A 19,163-nucleotide genomic window follows, 5' to 3' on the forward strand; every position below is an offset into this window, starting at 1 on the left:
GCGGGTGGCGGGGGTTGGCGTCGTCATGCTCAGAGACCTCCGTCGTGGGTGAGCAGGTGGATCAACGGGGCGGCGGGCAGCGGCTCGTCGCCCTCCCAGGTGCGGGCGACCGCGCCGACCGCGGCCAGGTCGCCGAGGAGGATGCCGCCGACCAGCCGGTCGCCGCGGACCACGACCTTGCGGTACGCGCCGCGGGTGGCGTCGGCGAGCTCCAGCACGTCGTCGCCGGCGGCCGGGACCGGGTCGCCGAAGGCGGCCAGGTCGAACGGGCCGAGCCCGGCGCCGGCAGCGGACCGCGGCGCGGCGGCGTCCACCGTCGCGCTCCCGGCAGGGGTCTCGCCGCGGGGCCCGGCGGCGGCCGGGCGGCCGCCCAGCGTCAGGCGGGTCAGCGCCCGGGTGCCGCGGTAGCGGGGGGCCGCGGGGGGCTGCGGCTCGTCGCCGTGGCCGGTGAGGGCGCCGGCGGCACCGGGCAGGGCGCCCGGCTCGGTCCCGGGGCCGCCGGCCTCGGCGGCCAGCACCCGGGCCAGGACGTCGGCCTGGTCGCGCGCGGCACCGGCCAGACCGTGGACGACGCCGTCGTGCTGGGCGCAGTCGCCGATCGCGAAGACCGCCGGGTCGCTGGTGCACAGCCGGTCGTCGACCACGATCCCCCGGTCCACAGCGATCCCGGCGGCGAGCGCCAGCGCGGTCCGCGGCCGCACCCCGCACGCCAGCACCACCACGTCGGTCTCCAGGCAGTAGCCGTCGGCCAGTTCGACCGCGCGCACCCGCCGGCCGGCCGGGCCGTCGTGCGGCTGGACGCGGACCCCGCGCACCCGGCACCCGGTGTGCACCTCCACGCCCTGCCCCTCCAGATGGCGTTGCAGCAACCGGGCCGCAGGCGCGTCGAGATGGCGTTCCATGAGGTGCTCGGCCTGCTGCGCCAGCACGACCTGCGCCCCGCGTGCGGCGAGCGCCTGCGCCGCTGACACCCCCAGCAGTCCGCCGCCCACCACCACGGCGCGGGTGCCCTCGCCGGCCGCCCCGGACAGCGCCAGGCAGTCGTCGAGGGTGCGGAACGCGTGCACGCCGGACGGCAGTTCGCGGTAGGAGGTGGTGAACAGGCCGCGCAGCGGCGGCAGTACGGGGTTCGAGCCGGTCGCCAGGACCAGCCGGTCGTAGCCCAGCTCGTGCCCGTCGGCGCACACCACCCGACGGCCGGCCCGGTCCAGCGCGACCGCCCGGCGGGGCGGGCCGGTCACGGCGCCGCCGTCCGGCAGGGCGATCAGCTCCGGGCCGTACCGGCCGGCCAGCACCTCGGCGAGCAGCACGCGGTTGTACGGCGGGTGCGGCTCCTCGCCGACCACCGTGACCCGCACCCCCGCGCACGGCGCGAGCTGCTGAGCGAGCCGCGCGCCCGCCATCCCGCCGCCGATCACCACGATGTCCATGCCCACGAGGGTGCGGGGCCGCTGTTACCCGGCCGGATCTGCGCCGTTTCCCGGGCGCAACGCTGCGCTCATCGCCGCACGGCGCGCGGTGTGAGCGTGTGCGAGGGGCCCGCCACGGGTGACCGGATCGTTCCGCATCGGGACACGATCATGTCTACCCTCGGAGGGTGCAGCCGAGCCAGGATCGGTCCATGACCACGACATCCGCGACATCCGCGACCGCCGCGACCTCCGCGTCGACCGCCGCCCAGCCGGCCGCCGGCGAGGAGACCGGGGCGGCCACCGCGCTGCTCGTCATCGACGTCCAGGAGTCCTTCCGGCAGCGGGAGAGCTGGCAGGCCGCCTCCGACCCCGAGGTGGCCGTCCAGGTCGCCAGGCTGGTCGACTTCGCCCGCGCCCGGGGGCACCTGGTGGTGTGGGTGCTGCACAGCGAGCCCGGCAGCGGCACCGTCTTCGACCCGGCGAACGGCCACGTCCGGTACATCGCCCCGCTCGCGCCCGCCGCCGGCGAGCCGCAGCTCACCAAGACGTCCCACAACGCGTTCACCACCACCAACCTGCAGCAGATCCTCACCGAGCGCGGCATCCGCTCGCTGATCACCTGCGGCATCCGCACCGAGCAGTGCGTGGAGACCACCACCCGGCTGGCCTCCGACCTCGGGTACCGGGTGACGTTCGTCGCGGACGCGACCGCCACCGAGCCGATCTCCCACCCCGACGCGCCGGCCGGCCGGCCGCTGGCGGAGGTGCTGGCCGACCCCGGGACGCTGCTGCCCGCCGACATCATCGCGCGCACCCGGTACGCGCTGGCCGGCCGCTTTGCCACCGTCACCACCGTCAAGGAGCTGACCGGATCGTGACCCACGTCGTCTTCCTGCTCGTCCCGCGGCTGCACCTGCTGGACCTGGCGGGGCCCGCCCAGGTGTTCTCCACCGCGGCGGACCACGGGCTCGGCTACACGCTGTCGTACGTGGCCGAGCAGGAGGACGTGCCCACCGCGCAGGGCCTGCCGCTGCGGGCGGAGGTGACGTGGCCGCGGCTGGGGTCCGAGGACCTCGTGGTGGTGCCCGGCTGGCGTGCGCACTCGCTGCGCGACACCGGGCCGATGTCCGCCGCCACCCTTGAGCGGCTGCGGGCGCACCACGCGGCGGGCGGCACCGTCGCCAGTGTCTGCGCGGGCGCGGACGCCCTCGGCCGGGCCGGGCTGCTCGACGGCCGCCGCTGCACCACCCACCACGACGTGCAGGACGAACTCGCCCACCGCTACCCGAAGGCCACGGTGGTGCGCGACGTGCTCTACGTGGTGGACGGCACGGTGGTCACCTCGGCGGGCATCGCCAGCGGCATCGACCTCGCGCTCCATCTGCTGGCGGTGCGGCACGGGCCGGGCGCCGCGGCGCGCGTCGCCCGGGAGATGGTGGTGTACGCGCGGCGCAACGGGGACGAGCGGCAGGCGAGCGCGATGATGCGGCATCGCGGGCACGTCAGCGATGCGGTGCATCGGGCTCAGGACGTCATCGACGCGCGGTTCGCCGAGCGGTTGGCGCTTGCGGAGTTGGCCACCGGCGCGGGCTTGAGTGAGCGGACGCTCACGCGGCGGTTCGCCGCGGCGACGGGGCTCACGCCGTTGCGGTACCAGCAGGAGTTGCGGGTGGAGCGGGCGGAGCATCTGCTGGCGCACGGGGCGACCGCGGAGGCGGCTGCGCGGGCGGTCGGGTTCCAGGACGGGCGGATGCTGCGGCGGCTTCGGGCCCGAGCTTCTGGGTAGTGCTCGCGGCTGGGTTGCCCTCGTCCCAGGGCGCCGCGTCGGCTCCCGGGCTGCCTCGCGCTGCGCGCTGCCGTCTGCTGGTCTCGTCGTGGCTTGTCGCGCAGTTCCTCGCGCCCCTTGCGGTGCACCTTCGGTGGGTGGGGTCGGGGCCGCCACGGGAGTATCTCCTCGGAACTGTGCGCGCGGCTTTGTCCATCGGCTTGCCCGGGCGCATGCACAGTTCCTGCGGGGACACTCCCGCACCGTCCCCTCCCGGGCCGGCCCCCGTCTGCGGGAGGAATGGGTCCGGGGGTCACCCATAGGGGCGCGGGGAACTCCGCGCCCAGCCAACCCGCCCCCCCACGCACCGGGCACCCGGCAACGGTGGCCCGGGGGCACCCCGAACCCCCGCCCCGGAGGGGCGATGCTCCCAGGAGCGCGGGGAACGCCGCGCCCAGCCACAACGAACCGTTGCGACGGCAACGCGCCCCCGGGGGCTGCCCGGTTGCCGCAGGGGCGCGGGGAACTGCGCGACCAGCCAACCCGCCCCCCCCACGCGCCGGGCACCCGGCAACGGCGGCCCGGGGGCACCCCCGATGCCCGCCCCGGAGGGGCGATGCTCCAGGAGCGCGGGGAACTCCGCGCCCAGCCACGATGCACGTCGCAGACGGCAAAGCACCTCCGGGGGCTGCCCGGTCGCCGTAGGGGCGGGGGGAACTGCGCGACAAACCACGACGGCGTCGCACCCGGCAGAGCAGCTCCGGGGCAGCCCGGTCGACGTTCAGGGGTGCGGGGAGGTGAGGGGGAGCTAGTTGCATACATTGCATGCAATGCGTGCAGAGACGTAGGGTGGCCGCGTGCAGCAAACGGAGAGCGCGCGGGCGAAACTGCGGGACCTGATCGTGGCGGGCGCCTACGCCCCCGGTCAGCGGCTGACGGAGACCGAAATCGCCGACGCGTTGGCGATGAGCCGCACACCCGTACGCGAAGCCTTCCGCGCACTGATCGCGGACGGCCTGGTGCGGTCCGCCGGCCGCGGCGTCCAGGTCGTGGCGCTGGACACAGCGGCACTGCGCCACGCCTACCAGGTGCGGGCCGCCCTGGAGGCGCTGACCGCGGAGCTGGCCGCCACACGCCACGCGCAGGGCCGGATCGCGCCGGCCGACCTCGCCGCCCTCGTCGAGGACGCCGAGCAGGCCGAAGCGACCACGCTGGCCGGCGACTTCGCGGCAGCCGTCACGCACAACCGCCGCTTCCACACGCGGATCGCGGCCCTGGCCGCCAACCCGGTCGCGGCGGCGGCCCTGGACCGGTTGTGGGACCAGATCGTGGTGTCCACCCGCGCGTCCCTGGACCCGCGCGGCCGGCCCGCACACGTCAACGTCCAGCACCGCGAGCTGCTGGCCGCCATCCGCGAGGGCCGGGCGGCGGACGCCGCCGCCGCGGCCCGCGCACACGTCATGGACACCCTCGGGGAAGGAAGCGACTGACATGCCGTCTGCCAGGCAGCACACGTACGAGACCGAGGTCGTCTGGACCGGCAACCTCGGCACGGGCACGGACTCCTACCGCTCGTACCGCAGGACGCACGAGGTGTCGGCCGCAGGGCTGCCCCCGCTCGCCGGCTCCGCCGACCCGCACTTCCGCGGGGATGCCGACCGCTGGAACCCCGAGCAGCTGCTGCTGGCCGCGCTCGCCCAGTGCCACATGCTGTCGTACCTTCACGTGTGCGCGGTCGGCGGTGTCGTGGTGACCGCCTACACCGACCACGCGACCGGCACGATGGAGGAGACCGGCGACGGCGGCGGGCACTTCACCCGGGCGCTGCTGCGCCCGCAGGTCGAGGTGGCCTCGCCCGAGATGGCCGACAAGGCCCGCTCCCTGCACGCGGACGCCCACCGGCTGTGCTTCATCGCGAACTCGGTGAACTTCCCCGTGAACCACGAGGCTTCGGTGACGGTCGCGGGCGCCTGACGGTCAACTCGCCGCGGGCGGCGGCTCGTCGTCGAACCCGGCCCTCAGCGTGCGGTACGCCGCCGACGGGCCGTCGGCCAGGAACTCGTCCTCCGGCCACAACTCGACCGCGCGGGCGGCCGCCTGCCGGATCAACGCGCCGTCCAGCTCGGCCCGGCTCTCCGGGGCGCCCGCGTCCGGCCACACCGCGACGAACGTCACCGGCCCCTCGGGCGGCAGCGGCGAGGCGAAGAAGTCGGTGTCCCAGGTGCGGTCGCTGCCGCCGCCCCCGTGCTCGGTCAGCCGCAACGTCCGCTCGTCGGGATCGCGGCGGGCGGCGACGACACCGGCGATGCCCCCACCCGTGGCGGCCCGGCGCCCGTCCGCGTACTCCAGTCCGAAGCGCAGTCCGCCGGGTCCCGAGCGGCGCCGCGCTCCATGGAACGGGTCCATGGGGGCGTCGAGTTCACCGGCGATCGGGCGCGAGCTCCCGAGCCGCCGCACCGCCCGCACGGTGAAGGCGAAGCCATTCGGGTACGCGAGCAGGTTGCCGACCCATACGGCCGCATCCCCTGCCCTGACCAGCACGGTGTCCCACCCCACGGACGAGGGCAGCGTCGCCTCCAGCTTCTGCCATGCCGGCCGCGGCGGTAACTCCACCCTCCCCGGAGCGGGTTCCTCCGGAAATCCCTCAAAGAACCCCATCCCCCGACTCTCCCATCCCCCGGCCCGCTGTGCCTCCCCCTGACGCCAACCGGGCCGTCCCCCAGGGTGCGTCCCCGTCCACGGTCCGCCGTGCCTCGTCCCGCACTTCCCCGCGCCCCTGCGGGATCTGGGGTGTCCCTTGGGCGTCGTTGCCGTCGGAACGGTTCGTTGTGGCCGGTCGCGGAGTTCCCCGCGCTCCTGGAGCATCGCCCCTCCGGGGCGGGGGTCTGGGGTGCCCCCGGGGGTGCGTTGCCGGGTGCGGACCGGCGGTGGCGCAGTTCCCCGCGCCCCCATGGGTGACCGCCGTCCCCATTCCTCCCGCAGACGGGGGACGGCCCGGGAGGGGACGGTGCGGGAGTGTCCCCGCAGGAACTGTGCATCCACCCGGCCCACTTCACGGAAGAAGCCGCACGCACAGTTCCGAGGAGACACTCCCGTGGCGGCCCCGACCCCACCCACCGAAGGTGCACCGAAAGGGGCGCGGGGTCCCCCAGCGCTTCGCCTGGGAGGTACCCCCAGCGCGACCAGCCGAGACGCCGCGGCAGGCGGCAAAGCACCCCGCGGGGCACCCCGGGAGCCGAGACCCGGGCAGGGGTCCAGACGTGGCCGGGGAAGGCGACGCCAGGTCAACCCGTGGGGCCAACCCGCCCCAACCGCACCGCGCAGACCTTGAACTCCGGCATCCGGGAAGCGGGATCGAGCGCGGGGTTGGTCAGGGTGTTGGCTCGCCCCTCTCCCGGCCAATGAAAAGGCATGAACACCGTGTCGGGGCGGATCGACGGGGAGATGCGGGCCGGCGCCACGGCCCGCCCGCGGCGGCTGGTCACCTCGACCGGCTCGCCCTCGGCCACCCCCAGCCGGGCGGCCAAGCGCGGGTGCAGCTGGACGAAGGGGCCGGGTTCGGCCGCGTTCAGCTCGCGCACCCGTCGGGTCTGCGCACCCGACTGGTACTGGGCCAGCACCCGCCCGGTCGTCAGGTAGTACGGGTACTCCGGGGACGGCTCCTCCGCGGAGGGCCGGTGCTGCACGGGCGTGAACCTGGCCCGCCCGTCGGGCGTCGCGTAGCGGTCGAGGAACAGCCGCGGGGTGCCCGGCGCGTCCGGGCCGGCGCACGGCCAGAACACCCCGTCCTCCGCGGCGATCCGGCCGTAGCTGATGCCGGAGTAGTCGGCCGGGCCGCCCGCCGAGGCGCGCCGCAGCTCGGCGAAGACCTCCTCGGGGTCCGCGGGGAAGCCCCGCGCCACCCCCAGCCGCCGGGCCAGCTCCGCCAGCACCTGGAGGTCCGAGCGGACGCCGGAAGGCGGGTCGACCGCCCGGCGCCGCAGGAGCACCCGCCCCTCCAGGTTCGTCGTCGTGCCGGTCTCCTCCGCCCACTGCGTGACCGGCAGCACCACGTCGGCGAGCGCCGCGGTCTCGGACAGCACCACGTCGCACACCGCGAGGAAGTCCAGGGCCTCGATGCGTGCGGCGACGTGCGCGGCCCGCGGCGCCGACACCACCGGGTTGGAGCCCATCAGCAGCAGGCCCCTGACGTCGCGCCCGAGCGCGTCCAGCAACTCGTACGCGCTGCGGCCGGGCCCCGGCAGGTCGTCCGGGTCCACGCCCCACACGCCGGCGACGTGCGCCCGGGCCGCCGGGTCGTCCAGCTTGCGGTAGCCGGGCAACTGGTCGGCCTTCTGGCCGTGTTCGCGGCCGCCCTGGCCGTTGCCCTGACCGGTCAGGCAGCCGTAGCCGGACAGCGGCCGGCCCGAACGGCCGGTCGCCAGGCACAGGTTGATCCAGGCGCTCACCGTGTCGGTGCCCTTGGCCTGCTGCTCCGGCCCCCGCGCCGTGAGCACCATGGACGCCGGGGCGTCGCAGAACAGCGCGACGGCCTTGCGCAGTTGGGGAACCGGCACCCCGGTGATCCGCTCCACCAGCTCCGGCCAGTGCGCCATCACCCCCGGCAGCGTCTCCCGCCAGCCGCTGGTGCGCCGCGCGACGAACTCCTCGTCCACCCGGCCCTCGGCCACCACCAGGTGCAACAGGCCCAGCGCGAGCGCCAGATCGGTGCCCGGCCGCGGCTGCAGGTGCAGGTCCGCCTGCTCGGCGGTGCGCGTCCTGCGCGGGTCGACGACGATCAACGTGCCGCCGTTCTCCCGCAGTTCGGTCAGGTACCGCAGGGCCGGCGGCATGGTGTCGGCGAGGTTGGAGCCGACGAGGATCACACAGCCGGTGCGGGCCACGTCGGCGAGCGGGAACGGCAGCCCGCGGTCCAGCCCGAAGGCCCGCTGGTGCGCGACCGCGGCGGACGACATGCAGAACCGGCCGTTGTAGTCGATCTGCGAGGTGCGCAGCACCACCCGGGCGAACTTGCCCAGCGCGTACGCCTTCTCGTTGGTCAGCCCGCCGCCGCCGAACACGCCCACCGCGTCCCGGCCGTGCGCGGTCGCGACCCGCCGCAGCCCGTCCGCGACCCGGTCCAGCGCCTCGTCCCAGCCCGCCGGGCGCAGCACGCCGTCCGCGTCGCGCACGAGCGGGTTCGTCAACCGGGCCGCGGGCGCCAGGAGTTCGGCAGCGGTGCGGCCCTTGCCGCACAGCGCGCCCCGGTTCACCGGGAACTCCGGCCGCTCCAGCACCTCGGCCACCGCGCCCCCTTCACCGGCAGGGCCGCCGGCACGGCCTCCCGCACCCCCGCCGGCACCGCCCGCCGCACGCACCCGCATCCCGCACTGCAGCGCGCAGTACGGGCAGTGCGTGTCCACGGCCCCGAGGGACGCGCGAGCGGCGGGGACGGCGGGGTCCGCGGTCGGGCCGGCGGCGGCAGGAGCGCTCATGCGCCCAGCCTGCGGGCGCGGTGTTTCACGCCGCCCTCCCACCGGTTACGCGGCGGGCACGCCCCCCTCAGCGCCGCCCGTCCGCCGCTGTGAGGGCCTGCGCCACGCCGTTCTCGTGCGGCCCGAGGAACCGCGGATCGGGCTTCGCGGCGATGTCCAGCACCGCCTTGCCCGCGGCGAGCACCTCCCGCGCCCCGCCGGCCAGCCACGTCAGGTCGTGCTTCTCGTCGACGCCGACGCCGTACGCGTCGATCCCCGCGGCCCGGCACAGGGCCAGTGCCCGGCGGATGTGGAACCCCTGGCTGACCAGCACCGCGTGGTCCACCCCGAAGATCCGGCGGGCCCTGCTGCACGAGTCCCAGGTGTCGAAGCCGGCGTCGTCCACGACGATCCGGTCCCGCGGCACGCCGTGCGCCGTGAGGTAGGTGCGCATGGCGCCCGGCTCGTCGTACGACGTACGGCTGTTGTCGCCGGTGACCAGCAGCACCCGGACCTTGCCGGCCGCGTACAGCCGGGCCGCCGCGTCCAGCCGGTGCGCCAGGTACGGGGACGGCCGCCCCTGCCACAGGCCCGCGCCGAACACCACGGCCACCGGCTCGGACGGCACGTCCGCCTCCGTGCGCACCCGAGGATCGCCGGCCAGCCGCACCCAGGTGACGGGCAGCAGCGCCAGCACCGCGACCGCCATGGCCAGTTGGACGGCGCGGCGCCGGCCCCGCCGGGTCCGCGGCAGATGCAGGCGGCCGCGCAGCCGGGAGACCGCAGCGCGGTCGAGCCACCGGGGACGTCGCACGGGGACCGCCTTTCAACGTGCCGGGAGGGAAGGAACCTGCCCTGCTGATCGACGCGGCGCGCCGGGCGCGCGGTTGCGCCGGACGCGTGCCCGCGCCCGGCGCGACCGCCGCAGGCGGGTACCGGCCGGATCAGGCGCCCTGGTCGCGGCGGCGCCTCGCGACGACGCCCAGACCGGCGCCGGCCACGATCAACTGGGGTGGCCGGTCACCGCGTCGTGGGTGAAGCGCCACGGCCGTGTAAGGGAGATGTGGAGCCGCGTTCACCGGGGCCACAGGGGCGAGGCGGGACCGGGCGGCACGCCGCGGAGGGTGCCGCGCCGCCCCCTCCGCGGCGCGGAACCCGCGCGGTGCATCACAGTAGGAGGGACCTCTGACAGTCCCCAAGTACGCTCCCTGGAGGCCCGAGTGACCGAGCGTCACCTGCCGTTCTTCGTCTACGGCACGCTGCGTGCCGGCCAGCGCAACCACGGGCTGCTGCGCGGCAGGACCGCGGCGTGGACGCCCGCCACGCTGCGCGGGGCGCTGCTGTTCCACGGCCCCGGCTACCCGTTCGCCGTGGACGACCCGGCGGGCGCGGCGGTCGTCCACGGCGACCTGGTGGACATCCCCGCCGAGCACTACGCCCGGGTGCTGGCCGACCTGGACCTGCTGGAGTCCTACGTCCCCGGCGACCCCGGCAGCCTCTACGACCGGGTGGTCCGCGACGTGCACACCGACCTGGGCGTCCGACCCGCCTGGGTCTACCTCGCGCCCGCACGCCGCGCCGCCGGCCTCGTGGCCGCGGCCCGCCCCATCCCCACCGGCCGCTGGCCCGCCGACGGCCCCGGCCCCCGGACACCCCGGTCCTGACGGCGGGCCGACCGGGCTTCGACGGCCCGTCCCGCAAGAGGCCGCCCTCCAGGCGTCCCGGCCTCACGCGCCGGCGGCGCCCGGGGTGAGGCGCCGGAAAGGAGTCCTTACGCCGGGGCAACCGCGGGGCAACACCGGCACCCCAGCATCGGAGCATGGCCGAGCCGACCGCGCACACGCCCCCGTACCCGGCGGGCTGCGCGAACCCCGCGGACCTGATGGTCCAGGTGTCGCAGCAGCTCACCCGCTCCCTCGTCCGCCTCGCCGAGGGCCCGCCGCGCCCGCCGCTGCCCCCGCGGACCCCGAGGCCCCCGCTGCCCGCGCGGACCCCGGCGGCGCCGGAGACACCGTGCCCGTCCCGCCCCCCGCTGGTGGCCGTCGCGCACGGCAGCCGCGACCCGCGGGCGCTGCGCACCGTGCAGGCCCTGCTGGAACGGATCCGGGCCCTGCGCCCCGGCCTCGACGTGCGCCTCGGGCACATCGAGCTGAACGAGCCCCTGCTCGCCGGCACCCTCGCCCTGCTGGCCGGCGGCCTCGCCGCCCCCGAGGGGCACGCGATCCCAGCACCCGTATCCCCGGAGGCGCCCGCCGTACTCGTCCCGCTGCTCCTCGGCCGCGGCCACCACGTCAAGCACGACCTGCCCGCCGCGCTGGCCGCCGCTCCGCGGGTCCGCGGTGTCGTCGCGGACCCGCTCGGCCCGCACCCGCTGCTCGCCGAGGCGCTGCACGTCCGGCTGGTGGAGGCCGGCTGGGGCCGCCCGTTGCCGGGCGAGGCCGTGGTGCTGGCCGCCGCCGGGTCGCGCGACCCCGACTCGGCCGCGGACACCGCCGCCACCGCCGCGCTGCTGTCGGCCCGCCTCGGCGGCGTGCCGGTCGTGCCGGCGTTCGCCTCCGCCGCGTCGCCGACCGTGCCCGAGGCCCTCGCCGCGCTCGCCGCCCGCGGCGTGCGCCGGGTGGCCGTCGCCGCCTGCTTCACCGCGCCCGGCCGGTTCGCCGCGCAGACCGCGGCGGCCGCACCGTGGATCGCCGCGGCGCCGCTCGGCGCGCAGGACGCCATGGCCCGGCTGGTGCTGCACCGCTACGACCGTGCGGCCGCCTCCCTGGCCGCCGGGCCCGCGCGCCCTCTCGCGGCCGCCACCCGGAACTGACGCGTGGGAGGACCGGACCGGACCTGAGTGGCGGCGCCCGCCCTCTCGCGGCCGCCACCCGGAACTGACGCGGAGGAGGACCGGACCGGACCCGAGTAGCGTCCCCACCGTCGGCGGGAGGGGCACGGACACCGCCGTCGCCGCAAGCGCACCGTCGGCGCGGCCGGTTACCGTCGTGCGTATGGACCAGAACCACGCCGTGGACCCCGTGGACCCGTACCCGGCGGTGGAGCCGTACCCGTCGCCGCACGGCGACGGGTACGGCCCCTACCAGGGCGACGACCTGGAGCGCTTCGTGCCCGAGCCGGACAAGCGGCCGGGGCGCACCGCCTTCCAGCGCGACCGCGCCCGGGTGCTGCACTCCGCGGCGCTGCGCAGGCTGGCCGGCAAGACCCAGGTCGTCGATCCGGGCGTGGCGGGCACGGCGGTCACCGACACCAGCCCGCGCACCCGGTTGACGCACTCGCTGGAGTGCGCGCAGGTGGGGCGGGAGCTGGGCGCGGCCCTGGGCTGCGACCCCGACCTGGTGGAGACCGCCTGCCTGGCCCACGACCTGGGGCACCCGCCGTTCGGCCACAACGGGGAGATGGTGCTGGCGGAGTTCGCGGCCGGCTGCGGCGGCTTCGAGGGCAACGCGCAGAGCCTGCGGCTGCTCACCCGCATCGAGCCGAAACGGTTCGCCTCCCCGCAGGTGAGCGTCGGCCTCAACCTGACCAGGGCCGCGCTGGACGCCGCCACCAAGTACCCGTGGCCGCGCGGCGGCCACCCGGACGACCCGGACAGCCCGAAGTTCGGGGTGTACCAGGACGACCTGCCGGTCTTCCGCTGGATGCGGATCGGCGCGCCGACCGGCCGCCGCTGCTTCGAGGCGCAGGTCATGGACTGGGCGGACGACGTGGCGTACTCCGTCCACGATGTCGAGGACGGGCTGCAGGCCGGGCACATCGACCCGCGGGCGCTCACCTCCGCGGACGACCGCGCGGAGGTCTTCGCGTGCGCCGCCGACCGGTACGCGCCCGCCGGCGCCGCGCCGGACGAACTCGCCGAGGCGCTGGACCGGCTGCTCGCCCAGCCTTGGTGGCCGCGGCGGTACGACGGCTCCGCGCTGGACCAGGCCGGTCTGAAGGACGCCGCCTCGCAGCTCATCGGCCGGTTCTGCCTGGCCGCGGAGGGGGCGACGCGGGAGCGCTACGGCAGCGCCCGGCTGACCCGGTACGCGGCGGAGCTGGTCGTGCCGCGCGAGCAGCGGCTGGAGTGCGCGGTGCTCAAGGCGGTCGCCGACCGGTACGTGATGCAGCGGGCCGCGCAGGCGCGCCGCCGCGCCGAGCAGCGGATCGTCATCGCCGAGCTGGCCGCGGCGCTGCTGGAACGGGCCCCGGAAGGGCTCGACCCGCAGTTCCGCGCGGTGTTCGAGGGCGCGGCGGGCGACGCCGAGCGGTGCAGGGCGGTCGTCGACCAGATCGCCTCCCTGACGGACGCGGCGGCCACGGCGCTGCACGCGCGCCTCACCGGCCCGCACTGAGGGCGGACCGGGCGCCGGGCGTCCCGGCGGCGAGGAGTCCCCGGCGCCGGGCGTCCCGGCGGCGAGGAGTCCCCGGTGCCGGGCGTCCCGGCGGCGGGCGGTCCCCGGGCGCCGCGGGGGAGCGGGAAGGGCGCGGACAGGCGAAAACGGCGCGGCGCTCTTCCGGTGGCGGGCGCCGTGCGGGACGCTCAAGGCACCCAATGACCCGCCGGGGAGGCACACTGTGGTGGACGCGCACCAGACCTTCGTGATCATCGGAGCAGGGCTGGCCGGGGCGAAAGCCGCCGAGACGCTGCGCTCCGAGGGATTCACCGGCCGGGTGATACTGATCGGCGACGAGCGCGACCACCCCTACGAACGCCCACCCCTGTCCAAGGGCTTCCTGACCGGCGGCGCCGAGCGCGACTCCGTCTTCGTCCAGCAGACCGCCTGGTACGCCGAGCACGACATCGAACTCCACCTCGGCCAGCCGGTGGTGCACCTGGACCGGGTCGCCCGCACCGTGCGCCTGGGCGACGGCACCACCCTGCAGTACGACAAGCTGCTGCTGGCCACCGGTTCCGAGCCGCGCCGCCTCGACATCCCCGGCACCGACCTGGTCGGCGTGCACCACCTGCGCAGGCTCGCCCACGCCGAGCGCCTCAAGAACGTCCTGACCAGCCTGGGACGGGAGAACGGCCACCTGGTCATCGCCGGCGCCGGCTGGATCGGCCTGGAGGTCGCGGCCGCGGCGCGCGGCTACGGCGCCGAGGTGACCGTGGTCGAGCCGGAGCCGACGCCGCTGCACGGCGTGCTGGGCCCCGAGCTGGGCGAGGTGTTCGCCGACCTGCACGCCGAGCACGGCGTGCGCTTCCGGTTCGGCTCCCGGCTCACCGGGATCACCGGCCAGGACGGCGTGGTGCTGTCGGTGCTCACCGACGACGGCGAGGAGCACCCGGCCCACGACGTGCTGGCCGCGATCGGCGCCGCGCCGCGCACCGCGCTCGCCGAGACCGCCGGGCTGACGATGGCCGGCCGCGAGCAGGGCGGCGGCATCGCGGTGGACGCCTCGCTGCGCACCTCCGACCCCGACATCTTCGCCGCGGGCGACGTCGCCAACGCCGAGCACCCGCTGCTGGGCACCCGGCTGCGGGTGGAGCACTGGGCGAACGCGCTGAACGGCGGGCCGGCCGCGGCCCGCGCGATGCTGGGCCGCCCGGTGTCGTACGACCGGATCCCGTACTTCTTCTCCGACCAGTACGACCTGGGCATGGAGTACTCCGGCCACGCCGCGCCGGGCACCTACGACCAGGTGGTGGCCCGCGGCGACGTGGGCAAGCGGCAGTTCATCGCGTTCTGGCTGCGCGAGGGGCGGGTGCTGGCCGGGATGAACGTCAACGTGTGGGACGTCACCGACCCGATCCAGCAGCTGATCCGGTCCGGCCGGCAGGTGGACCCCGACGCGCTGTCCGACCCGAGCGTGCCGCTAACCTCCTTCCTGGACTGACCAGGAAGGATCCGCCCATGCGTACCGCCGTCGTGCCCCTGGACGAGATATTCGCGCTGCGCTGGGCGGTGCTGCGCACCGGGATGCCGCGCGCGTCCGCCGAGTACCCGGAGGACGCGCGCGGCGACGTCTTCCACGTCGCCGCGTACGACGACGAGGGCGCGGTGCGCGGCTGCGTCACCTTCTTCCCCGACCCGGTCCCGGGCGAGGAAGCGCTCGCCTACCGCTTCCGCGGGATGGGCAGCGCGCCGCAGGTCCGCGGCCGCGGTTTCGGCGCGGCGGCGCTGCTGGCCGGGCTGCGCGAGTGCGCCGCCCGCGGCGCGGAGCTGGCCTGGTGCAACGGCCGCACCTCGGCCGCCGGCTTCTACGAGCACTTCGGGTTCACCCGGGTCGGCGCGGAGTTCGTGCTGTCGCCGAGCGGCCCGCACCACATGTTCGTCACCAAGGACCTGGACCGCTAGCTGTATTGGCCCGCGGCCCGCGGCCCCGGCCCCCGGCCCCGGCCCCCGGCCCCGGAGGGCCGGGGCCGGGGGCCGCCGGGGGTGATCGCCGCCCGGCGGCCGCCGCGTCCCGTCCCGGTCAGCTGGAGAGGGAGATCGCCAGCAGTCCCGAGGCGTCCATGTCCAGCGCAGGCTCCGAGCTCTGCCAGGAGCGCACGTCGTCGGCGTACCGGCTGCCGTGCCCGGTGAAGGCGGCGTACGGGTCGCCGCTCGCCGGGCAGGTGCGCATCCCGTCGAGGTAGTCGCCGAGCCCGCCGGTGAACTGGCCCGAGCCGTTGGGCCCGTTGACGATCGCCCCGACCTCCAGCGGCGCGGAGCCGTCCAGGCTGCCCGCGAGGTTGCCGAGCTGGCCCGCGGTGCACTTCGGGAAGCTCGCGCCCTCCCCGACCATGAAGGACGTGCCCCAGGCGTTGGCGCCGAGCAGCCAGTCGAGCTGCTGCACGCCGAACCGGTTGGCACCGGTGTCGCCGGTGACGTTCCGGTACAGCCGCACGGTCGCGGCGAGTCCCATCGTGTGGGAGTCCGCGTCGAAGTCGTCGTAGACCGCGCCCGCGTGGAAGGGGTCGGCCTTGGCCCGGGCCTGCCCGGTGGCGATCTGCCCCTTCACGTACCCGATCAGGTCGTCGTAGCCGACGGCGAGGCCGGACGGGCTGCCCGCCGCCCGGATCGCGCGGGCCAGGTCCAGGTCGGCGAGCGCGCTGGTGTCGTACATGTTGAGGGTGTCCGCGTCCGCCTCGCTCTGGTGCCCCTTGGCCCAGGTGGCGGCCTGGGACAGCCAGGTCCCGGCCCGGGAGTCGCCCAACTTCTGAGCGGCCAGGGCCAGTTCGGCGCCGCCGAAGGTAAGGTCGTCCTTCCAGGTGGTCTCCGGGTAGTACGCGTACGGGACGGTGGTCACCAGGGTGCCGGGCCTGGTGTCCGCCAGCCCGTAGATCTGCGCCGCGGTGTCGAGGTACGCCTTGGCCCTGGCGGTGTCGGTCGCCGCGTACCGCTGGGCGGCCAGGGCGAAGTCGGCGGCGAGCCGGCCGGCCTGGTTGGGGCTGACCTTCGCGCCGGGCGCGCCGGCCCGGAAGACCGGCCGGTTCTTCAGGAACGGGTGGGCGGAGTCGGTGTCGTCCTGCTCCGGCAGCCGCCACACGTCGTGGTCGCCGACGACGCTGCCGCTGTCCGTCCCGGACCCGAGGCCGACCTGGATGTAGAGCGTCTTCGTCGTCCCGTCCCACATCCTGCCCAGCCAGTCCAGGCCGTGCTGGGCCTCCGCGCCGAGTGCCGCGGGCGCGCTCGCGCCCTTCTCGCGGGCGGCGATCTCCAGGGCGGCGACGGCGTAGGACGTGGTCTCGGTGAACTTCAGGTAGTCGCCGGCGTCGAACCAGCCGCCGGAGACGTCCACGGTGCCGCCGATCCGGGTGGGGGCGGACGCGATGGTGTCGCCGTCGCTGGAGGTGAACGACGGCCAGGCGTAGACGGTGGCCCTGGTGTCGTTGAGGTGCGACGGCTTGCGGCCCAGCTGCCCGGGGACGGTGTCCGCGCCGTCGCGCTGGGCCTGGAAGAAGGCGGTGGCGTCCGCCGCGGGCTTGCTGAACACCGCGGAGGCGCTGCCGATGGTGAAGGTGGTGGACGTGCCGCTGGCCGCGCCGCTGACCACCAGGTGGTAGCGGCCGCCGGTCTTCACCGAGGTGAAGTCGATCAGGTAGACCGCGGGGTAGGCGGAGTTCCAGCTGCCCAGGCTGGTGCCGGTGGTGCCGGACGCGGCGGTGGCGCCCGCGCTGTCCAGCAGCTTCCAGGAGGCACCCGTGACGGCCGCCTTGGTGAGCAGGAAGGCCTCCTTGGCGCCGGAGCCGGTGTAGCCGATCTGGTTGACCCGGACCAGGCCGGTGGTGGCGGCCTGCGCGGTGCCTGTACCGCCGGCCAGGGCCACGGCCGCCAGCACCGCGGTCGTGGTGAGGCCGGTGACGGCGGCCCTGGCGAGTGCCGTGCCGCGGCGGGGTCCCGAGGTGCGGGTGCTGCTGGAGGACATGCGGCTGCGTCTCCTCGCATCGAGGTTAGGAAACGTTCCTAACGAATGACGGAACGCTAGTCCTGTGATCATGCTCCGGTCAATGTCCCGGACGCCGCCGGACCGGGTCGTAGAATTCCTGCGTGGCCGGCAGGATCAGGGACGAGGACGTGAAAGCGGTACGGGACGCTGTCCCGATCGACGCTGTCGTCTCCGAGTACCTGCAACTGCGCAACGCCGGCGGCGGCAACCTCAAGGGCCTCTGCCCCTTCCACGACGAGAAGTCCCCGTCCTTCCAGGTCAGCCCGTCCAAGGGCCTCTTCCACTGCTTCGGCTGCGGCGAGGGCGGCGACACCCTGGCGTTCGTGATGAAGCTCGACCACCTGTCCTTCACCGAGGCGGTCGAGCGGCTGGCCGGCCAGGCCGGGATCACCCTCCGGTACGAAGAGGGCAGCCACATCCCCGGCCGCCAGCAGGGCGAGCGGATCCGGCTGGTCGAGGCGCACAAGGCGGCCGCGCAGTTCTACCTCGAGCAACTCGGCGGCGCCGAGGCCGAGATCGGCCGGGTGTTCCTGGCCCAGCGCGGCTTCGACCGTTCGGCGGCCGAGCACTTCGGCGTCGGCTACGCGCCGGCCGGCTGGGACCACCTGGTGCGGTACCTGCGCGGCAAGGGGTTCTCCGACAAGGAGCTCATCCTCGCCGGACTGGCCTCCGAGAGCCGCCGCGGCGGCGCCATCGACCGGTTCCGCGGCCGGCTGATCTGGCCGATCCGGGACATCACCGGCGAGGTGGTCGGGTTCGGCGCGCGCAAGCTGCGCGACGACGACAACGGCCCGAAGTACCTCAACACCGCGGAGACCCCGCTCTACCGCAAGTCGCAGGTGCTGTACGGCATCGACCTGGCGAAGAAGGAGATCGCCAGGACCGGCCGCGCGGTCGTCGTCGAGGGCTACACCGACGTGATGGCCTGCCATCTGGCCGGCGTGACCACCGCCATCGCCACCTGCGGCACCTCGTTCGGCGGCGACCACATCAAGATCCTGCGCCGGCTGCTGATGGACAACGCCGGCGCGGAGGTGGTGTTCACCTTCGACGGCGACGAGGCCGGGCAGAAGGCGGCGCTGCGGGCGTTCGAGGACGACCAGAAGTTCGCCGCCGAGACGTCGATCGCGATCACCCCGGGCGGCATGGACCCGTGCGAGCTGCGGCTGGCCGAGGGCGACGCGGCCGTGCAGCGGCTGATCGACGGGCGCACCCCGCTGTTCGCGTTCGCGCTGCGCTCGATCGTCGGCCGCTACAACCTGGACACCGACGAGGGCCGGGTGGCCGCGGTGGACGCCGCCGTGCCGGTGGTCGCGGCGATCAAGAACCAGGCGCTGCGCGACCGTTACGCGATCCGGCTGATCGGCATGGCCGGCATCGCCAGCCAGTCCGAGGAGCAGTCGATCATCCGCCGGGTGCGGGCGCTGTCCCGGGCCCGCGCGGCCGGCGCGCCCGCCCCTGCCGAGCGCTCGCGCCCGGACCGCGGCGCGTACGGGCAGCAGCCCGCCGCGCCCCCGCAAGCGCGCGGCCCGCGGCTGGACCTGCGCAGCCCCGCGCACCGGGTGGAGCGCGAGCTGCTCAAGCTCGCCCTGCAGTACCCGCAGCTGGTCTCGCCGGCCTTCGACGCCTACGGCGAGGACGAGTTCACCGGCCCGCCCTACGTCGCGGTGCGCCGGGCGATCGCCGCGGCCGGCGGGGTGGAGCTGGCCGGGCAGGACTACCTGGCGCGGGTGCGCGAGCTGGCGCCCGACGACGCGGTGCGCATGATGGTCACCGAACTGGCCGTGGAGCCGGTGATGCACAAGGTCCCGGAGATCTACGCGGGCCAGGTGCTGGTCGACGTCCGGATGAACGCGGTGAAGCGGCGGGTCGCCCAGGTGCAGGCGTCCATCGCCCGCCTGGCCGCCCAGGGCGTACCCGGCGACGCCCCCGAAGCCAGCTCGGCGCAGGGCGAGTTGTGGGCGCTCCAGCAGTACGGGCAGCGGCTGCGGGTACAGGGCGCGGCCGGTCTGTAGCACCGTCCGCAGGAGCCAGCGGGCCGGGCGCCGCCTCGGGGGCGCGGGGAACTGCGCGCTCAGCCGGGACAGTTGCCGCACTCGGCGATGCGCCTCGGGGGCACCCCCGGAGATCCGGCGGGGGCGGGTGCAGCCCCAGGGGCGCGGGGAACTGCGTGCTCGG

The 19,163-nt window shown here is 75.7% G+C and carries 15 protein-coding genes; 10 read left to right on the forward strand and 5 right to left on the reverse strand.

Features of this window, described 5'->3' with window-relative positions; translation table 11 throughout:
- Positions 1-29: 29 nt before the first annotated feature.
- A complete protein-coding gene (locus tag ACH4TG_RS01095) occupies positions 30-1,430 on the reverse strand; it encodes an NAD(P)/FAD-dependent oxidoreductase (RefSeq protein WP_398239510.1) in 1,401 nt (466 codons plus the stop codon).
- Between the two features lie 191 nt (positions 1,431-1,621).
- Here ACH4TG_RS01095 and ACH4TG_RS01100 point away from each other — a divergent pair, with 191 nt between their 5' ends.
- The 4 genes from ACH4TG_RS01100 (at position 1,622) to ACH4TG_RS01115 (ending at position 5,151) form a co-directional block, all read left to right on the forward strand.
- Positions 1,622-2,290, forward strand: a complete 669-nt coding sequence (locus ACH4TG_RS01100) for a cysteine hydrolase family protein (RefSeq protein ID WP_398239512.1) — start codon at positions 1,622-1,624, stop codon at positions 2,288-2,290.
- On the forward strand, positions 2,287-3,198 hold the full coding sequence (locus ACH4TG_RS01105) for a GlxA family transcriptional regulator (RefSeq protein WP_398239514.1): 912 nt from the start codon (positions 2,287-2,289) through the stop codon (positions 3,196-3,198). Before ACH4TG_RS01100 ends, ACH4TG_RS01105 begins: the two co-directional genes overlap by 4 nt.
- 836 nt (positions 3,199-4,034) lie before the next feature.
- Entirely contained in the window at positions 4,035-4,667 is a 633-nt protein-coding gene (locus tag ACH4TG_RS01110; RefSeq protein ID WP_398239516.1) for a GntR family transcriptional regulator, read from the forward strand.
- Between the two features lies 1 nt (position 4,668).
- Positions 4,669-5,151, forward strand: coding sequence for an OsmC family protein (locus ACH4TG_RS01115; RefSeq protein WP_398239517.1), 483 nt, complete (start codon positions 4,669-4,671; stop codon positions 5,149-5,151).
- Between the two features lie 3 nt (positions 5,152-5,154).
- On the opposite strand, the gene ACH4TG_RS01120 is transcribed toward ACH4TG_RS01115, so the two are convergent.
- From ACH4TG_RS01120 to ACH4TG_RS01130, 3 genes are all read right to left on the reverse strand, one after another.
- Complete coding sequence (locus ACH4TG_RS01120) at positions 5,155-5,790, reverse strand: hypothetical protein (protein ID WP_398239519.1); 636 nt, start codon at positions 5,788-5,790, stop codon at positions 5,155-5,157.
- Positions 5,791-6,461: 671 nt separating this feature from the next.
- Complete coding sequence (locus ACH4TG_RS01125; RefSeq protein WP_398239520.1) at positions 6,462-8,651, reverse strand: molybdopterin oxidoreductase family protein; 2,190 nt, start codon at positions 8,649-8,651, stop codon at positions 6,462-6,464.
- Positions 8,652-8,718: 67 nt separating this feature from the next.
- The gene (locus tag ACH4TG_RS01130) at positions 8,719-9,444 is read right to left on the reverse strand and encodes a vancomycin high temperature exclusion protein (protein ID WP_398239522.1); all 726 of its coding nucleotides are present in this window, start codon (positions 9,442-9,444) and stop codon (positions 8,719-8,721) included.
- 406 nt (positions 9,445-9,850) lie between these two features.
- Here ACH4TG_RS01130 and ACH4TG_RS01135 point away from each other — a divergent pair, with 406 nt between their 5' ends.
- The 5 genes from ACH4TG_RS01135 to ACH4TG_RS01155 all read left to right on the forward strand — a co-directional run bounded on the left by ACH4TG_RS01135 (position 9,851) and on the right by ACH4TG_RS01155 (position 14,911).
- Positions 9,851-10,294 (forward strand): gamma-glutamylcyclotransferase, encoded by a 444-nt coding sequence (locus ACH4TG_RS01135; RefSeq protein WP_398239524.1) that lies wholly within the window; start codon positions 9,851-9,853, stop codon positions 10,292-10,294.
- A gap of 155 nt (positions 10,295-10,449) precedes the next feature.
- Positions 10,450-11,442, forward strand: a complete 993-nt coding sequence (locus ACH4TG_RS01140) for a sirohydrochlorin chelatase (protein ID WP_398239526.1) — start codon at positions 10,450-10,452, stop codon at positions 11,440-11,442.
- 181 nt (positions 11,443-11,623) lie between these two features.
- A complete protein-coding gene (locus ACH4TG_RS01145) occupies positions 11,624-12,964 on the forward strand; it encodes a deoxyguanosinetriphosphate triphosphohydrolase (RefSeq protein WP_398239527.1) in 1,341 nt (446 codons plus the stop codon).
- Positions 12,965-13,187: 223 nt separating this feature from the next.
- A complete protein-coding gene (locus tag ACH4TG_RS01150; protein WP_398239529.1) occupies positions 13,188-14,450 on the forward strand; it encodes an NAD(P)/FAD-dependent oxidoreductase in 1,263 nt (420 codons plus the stop codon).
- Between the two features lie 17 nt (positions 14,451-14,467).
- Positions 14,468-14,911 carry a GNAT family N-acetyltransferase gene (locus tag ACH4TG_RS01155; protein ID WP_398239531.1) on the forward strand — a complete coding sequence of 148 codons (444 nt, stop codon included), beginning with the start codon at positions 14,468-14,470 and terminating at the stop codon, positions 14,909-14,911.
- A gap of 118 nt (positions 14,912-15,029) precedes the next feature.
- Here ACH4TG_RS01155 and ACH4TG_RS01160 read toward each other — a convergent pair whose 3' ends face one another.
- On the reverse strand, positions 15,030-16,964 hold the full coding sequence (locus tag ACH4TG_RS01160) for a glycoside hydrolase family 9 protein (protein ID WP_398239532.1): 1,935 nt from the start codon (positions 16,962-16,964) through the stop codon (positions 15,030-15,032).
- Positions 16,965-17,086: 122 nt separating this feature from the next.
- Here ACH4TG_RS01160 and dnaG point away from each other — a divergent pair, with 122 nt between their 5' ends.
- On the forward strand, positions 17,087-19,000 hold the full coding sequence (gene dnaG, locus ACH4TG_RS01165; RefSeq protein ID WP_398239534.1) for a DNA primase: 1,914 nt from the start codon (positions 17,087-17,089) through the stop codon (positions 18,998-19,000).
- Positions 19,001-19,163: the final 163 nt, after the last annotated feature.

The sequence above is a fragment of the Streptomyces sp. NPDC020917 genome, assembly GCF_044333795.1.
In the GTDB taxonomy this organism is placed as follows: domain Bacteria; phylum Actinomycetota; class Actinomycetes; order Streptomycetales; family Streptomycetaceae; genus Actinacidiphila.

What these genes read in the sequence shown, in the direction of transcription:
- ACH4TG_RS01100 (WP_398239512.1), top strand. Translation starts at nt 1,622, where the DNA reads ATGACCACGACATCCGCGACATCCGCGACCGCCGCGACCTCCGCGTCG.
- ACH4TG_RS01140 (WP_398239526.1), top strand. Translation starts at nt 10,450, where the DNA reads ATGGCCGAGCCGACCGCGCACACGCCCCCGTACCCGGCGGGCTGCGCG.
- ACH4TG_RS01095 (WP_398239510.1), bottom strand. Translation starts at nt 1,430, where the DNA reads ATGGACATCGTGGTGATCGGCGGCGGGATGGCGGGCGCGCGGCTCGCT.
- ACH4TG_RS01125 (WP_398239520.1), bottom strand. Translation starts at nt 8,651, where the DNA reads ATGAGCGCTCCTGCCGCCGCCGGCCCGACCGCGGACCCCGCCGTCCCC.
- ACH4TG_RS01160 (WP_398239532.1), bottom strand. Translation starts at nt 16,964, where the DNA reads ATGTCCTCCAGCAGCACCCGCACCTCGGGACCCCGCCGCGGCACGGCA.
- ACH4TG_RS01155 (WP_398239531.1), top strand. Translation starts at nt 14,468, where the DNA reads ATGCGTACCGCCGTCGTGCCCCTGGACGAGATATTCGCGCTGCGCTGG.
- ACH4TG_RS01145 (WP_398239527.1), top strand. Translation starts at nt 11,624, where the DNA reads ATGGACCAGAACCACGCCGTGGACCCCGTGGACCCGTACCCGGCGGTG.
- ACH4TG_RS01115 (WP_398239517.1), top strand. Translation starts at nt 4,669, where the DNA reads ATGCCGTCTGCCAGGCAGCACACGTACGAGACCGAGGTCGTCTGGACC.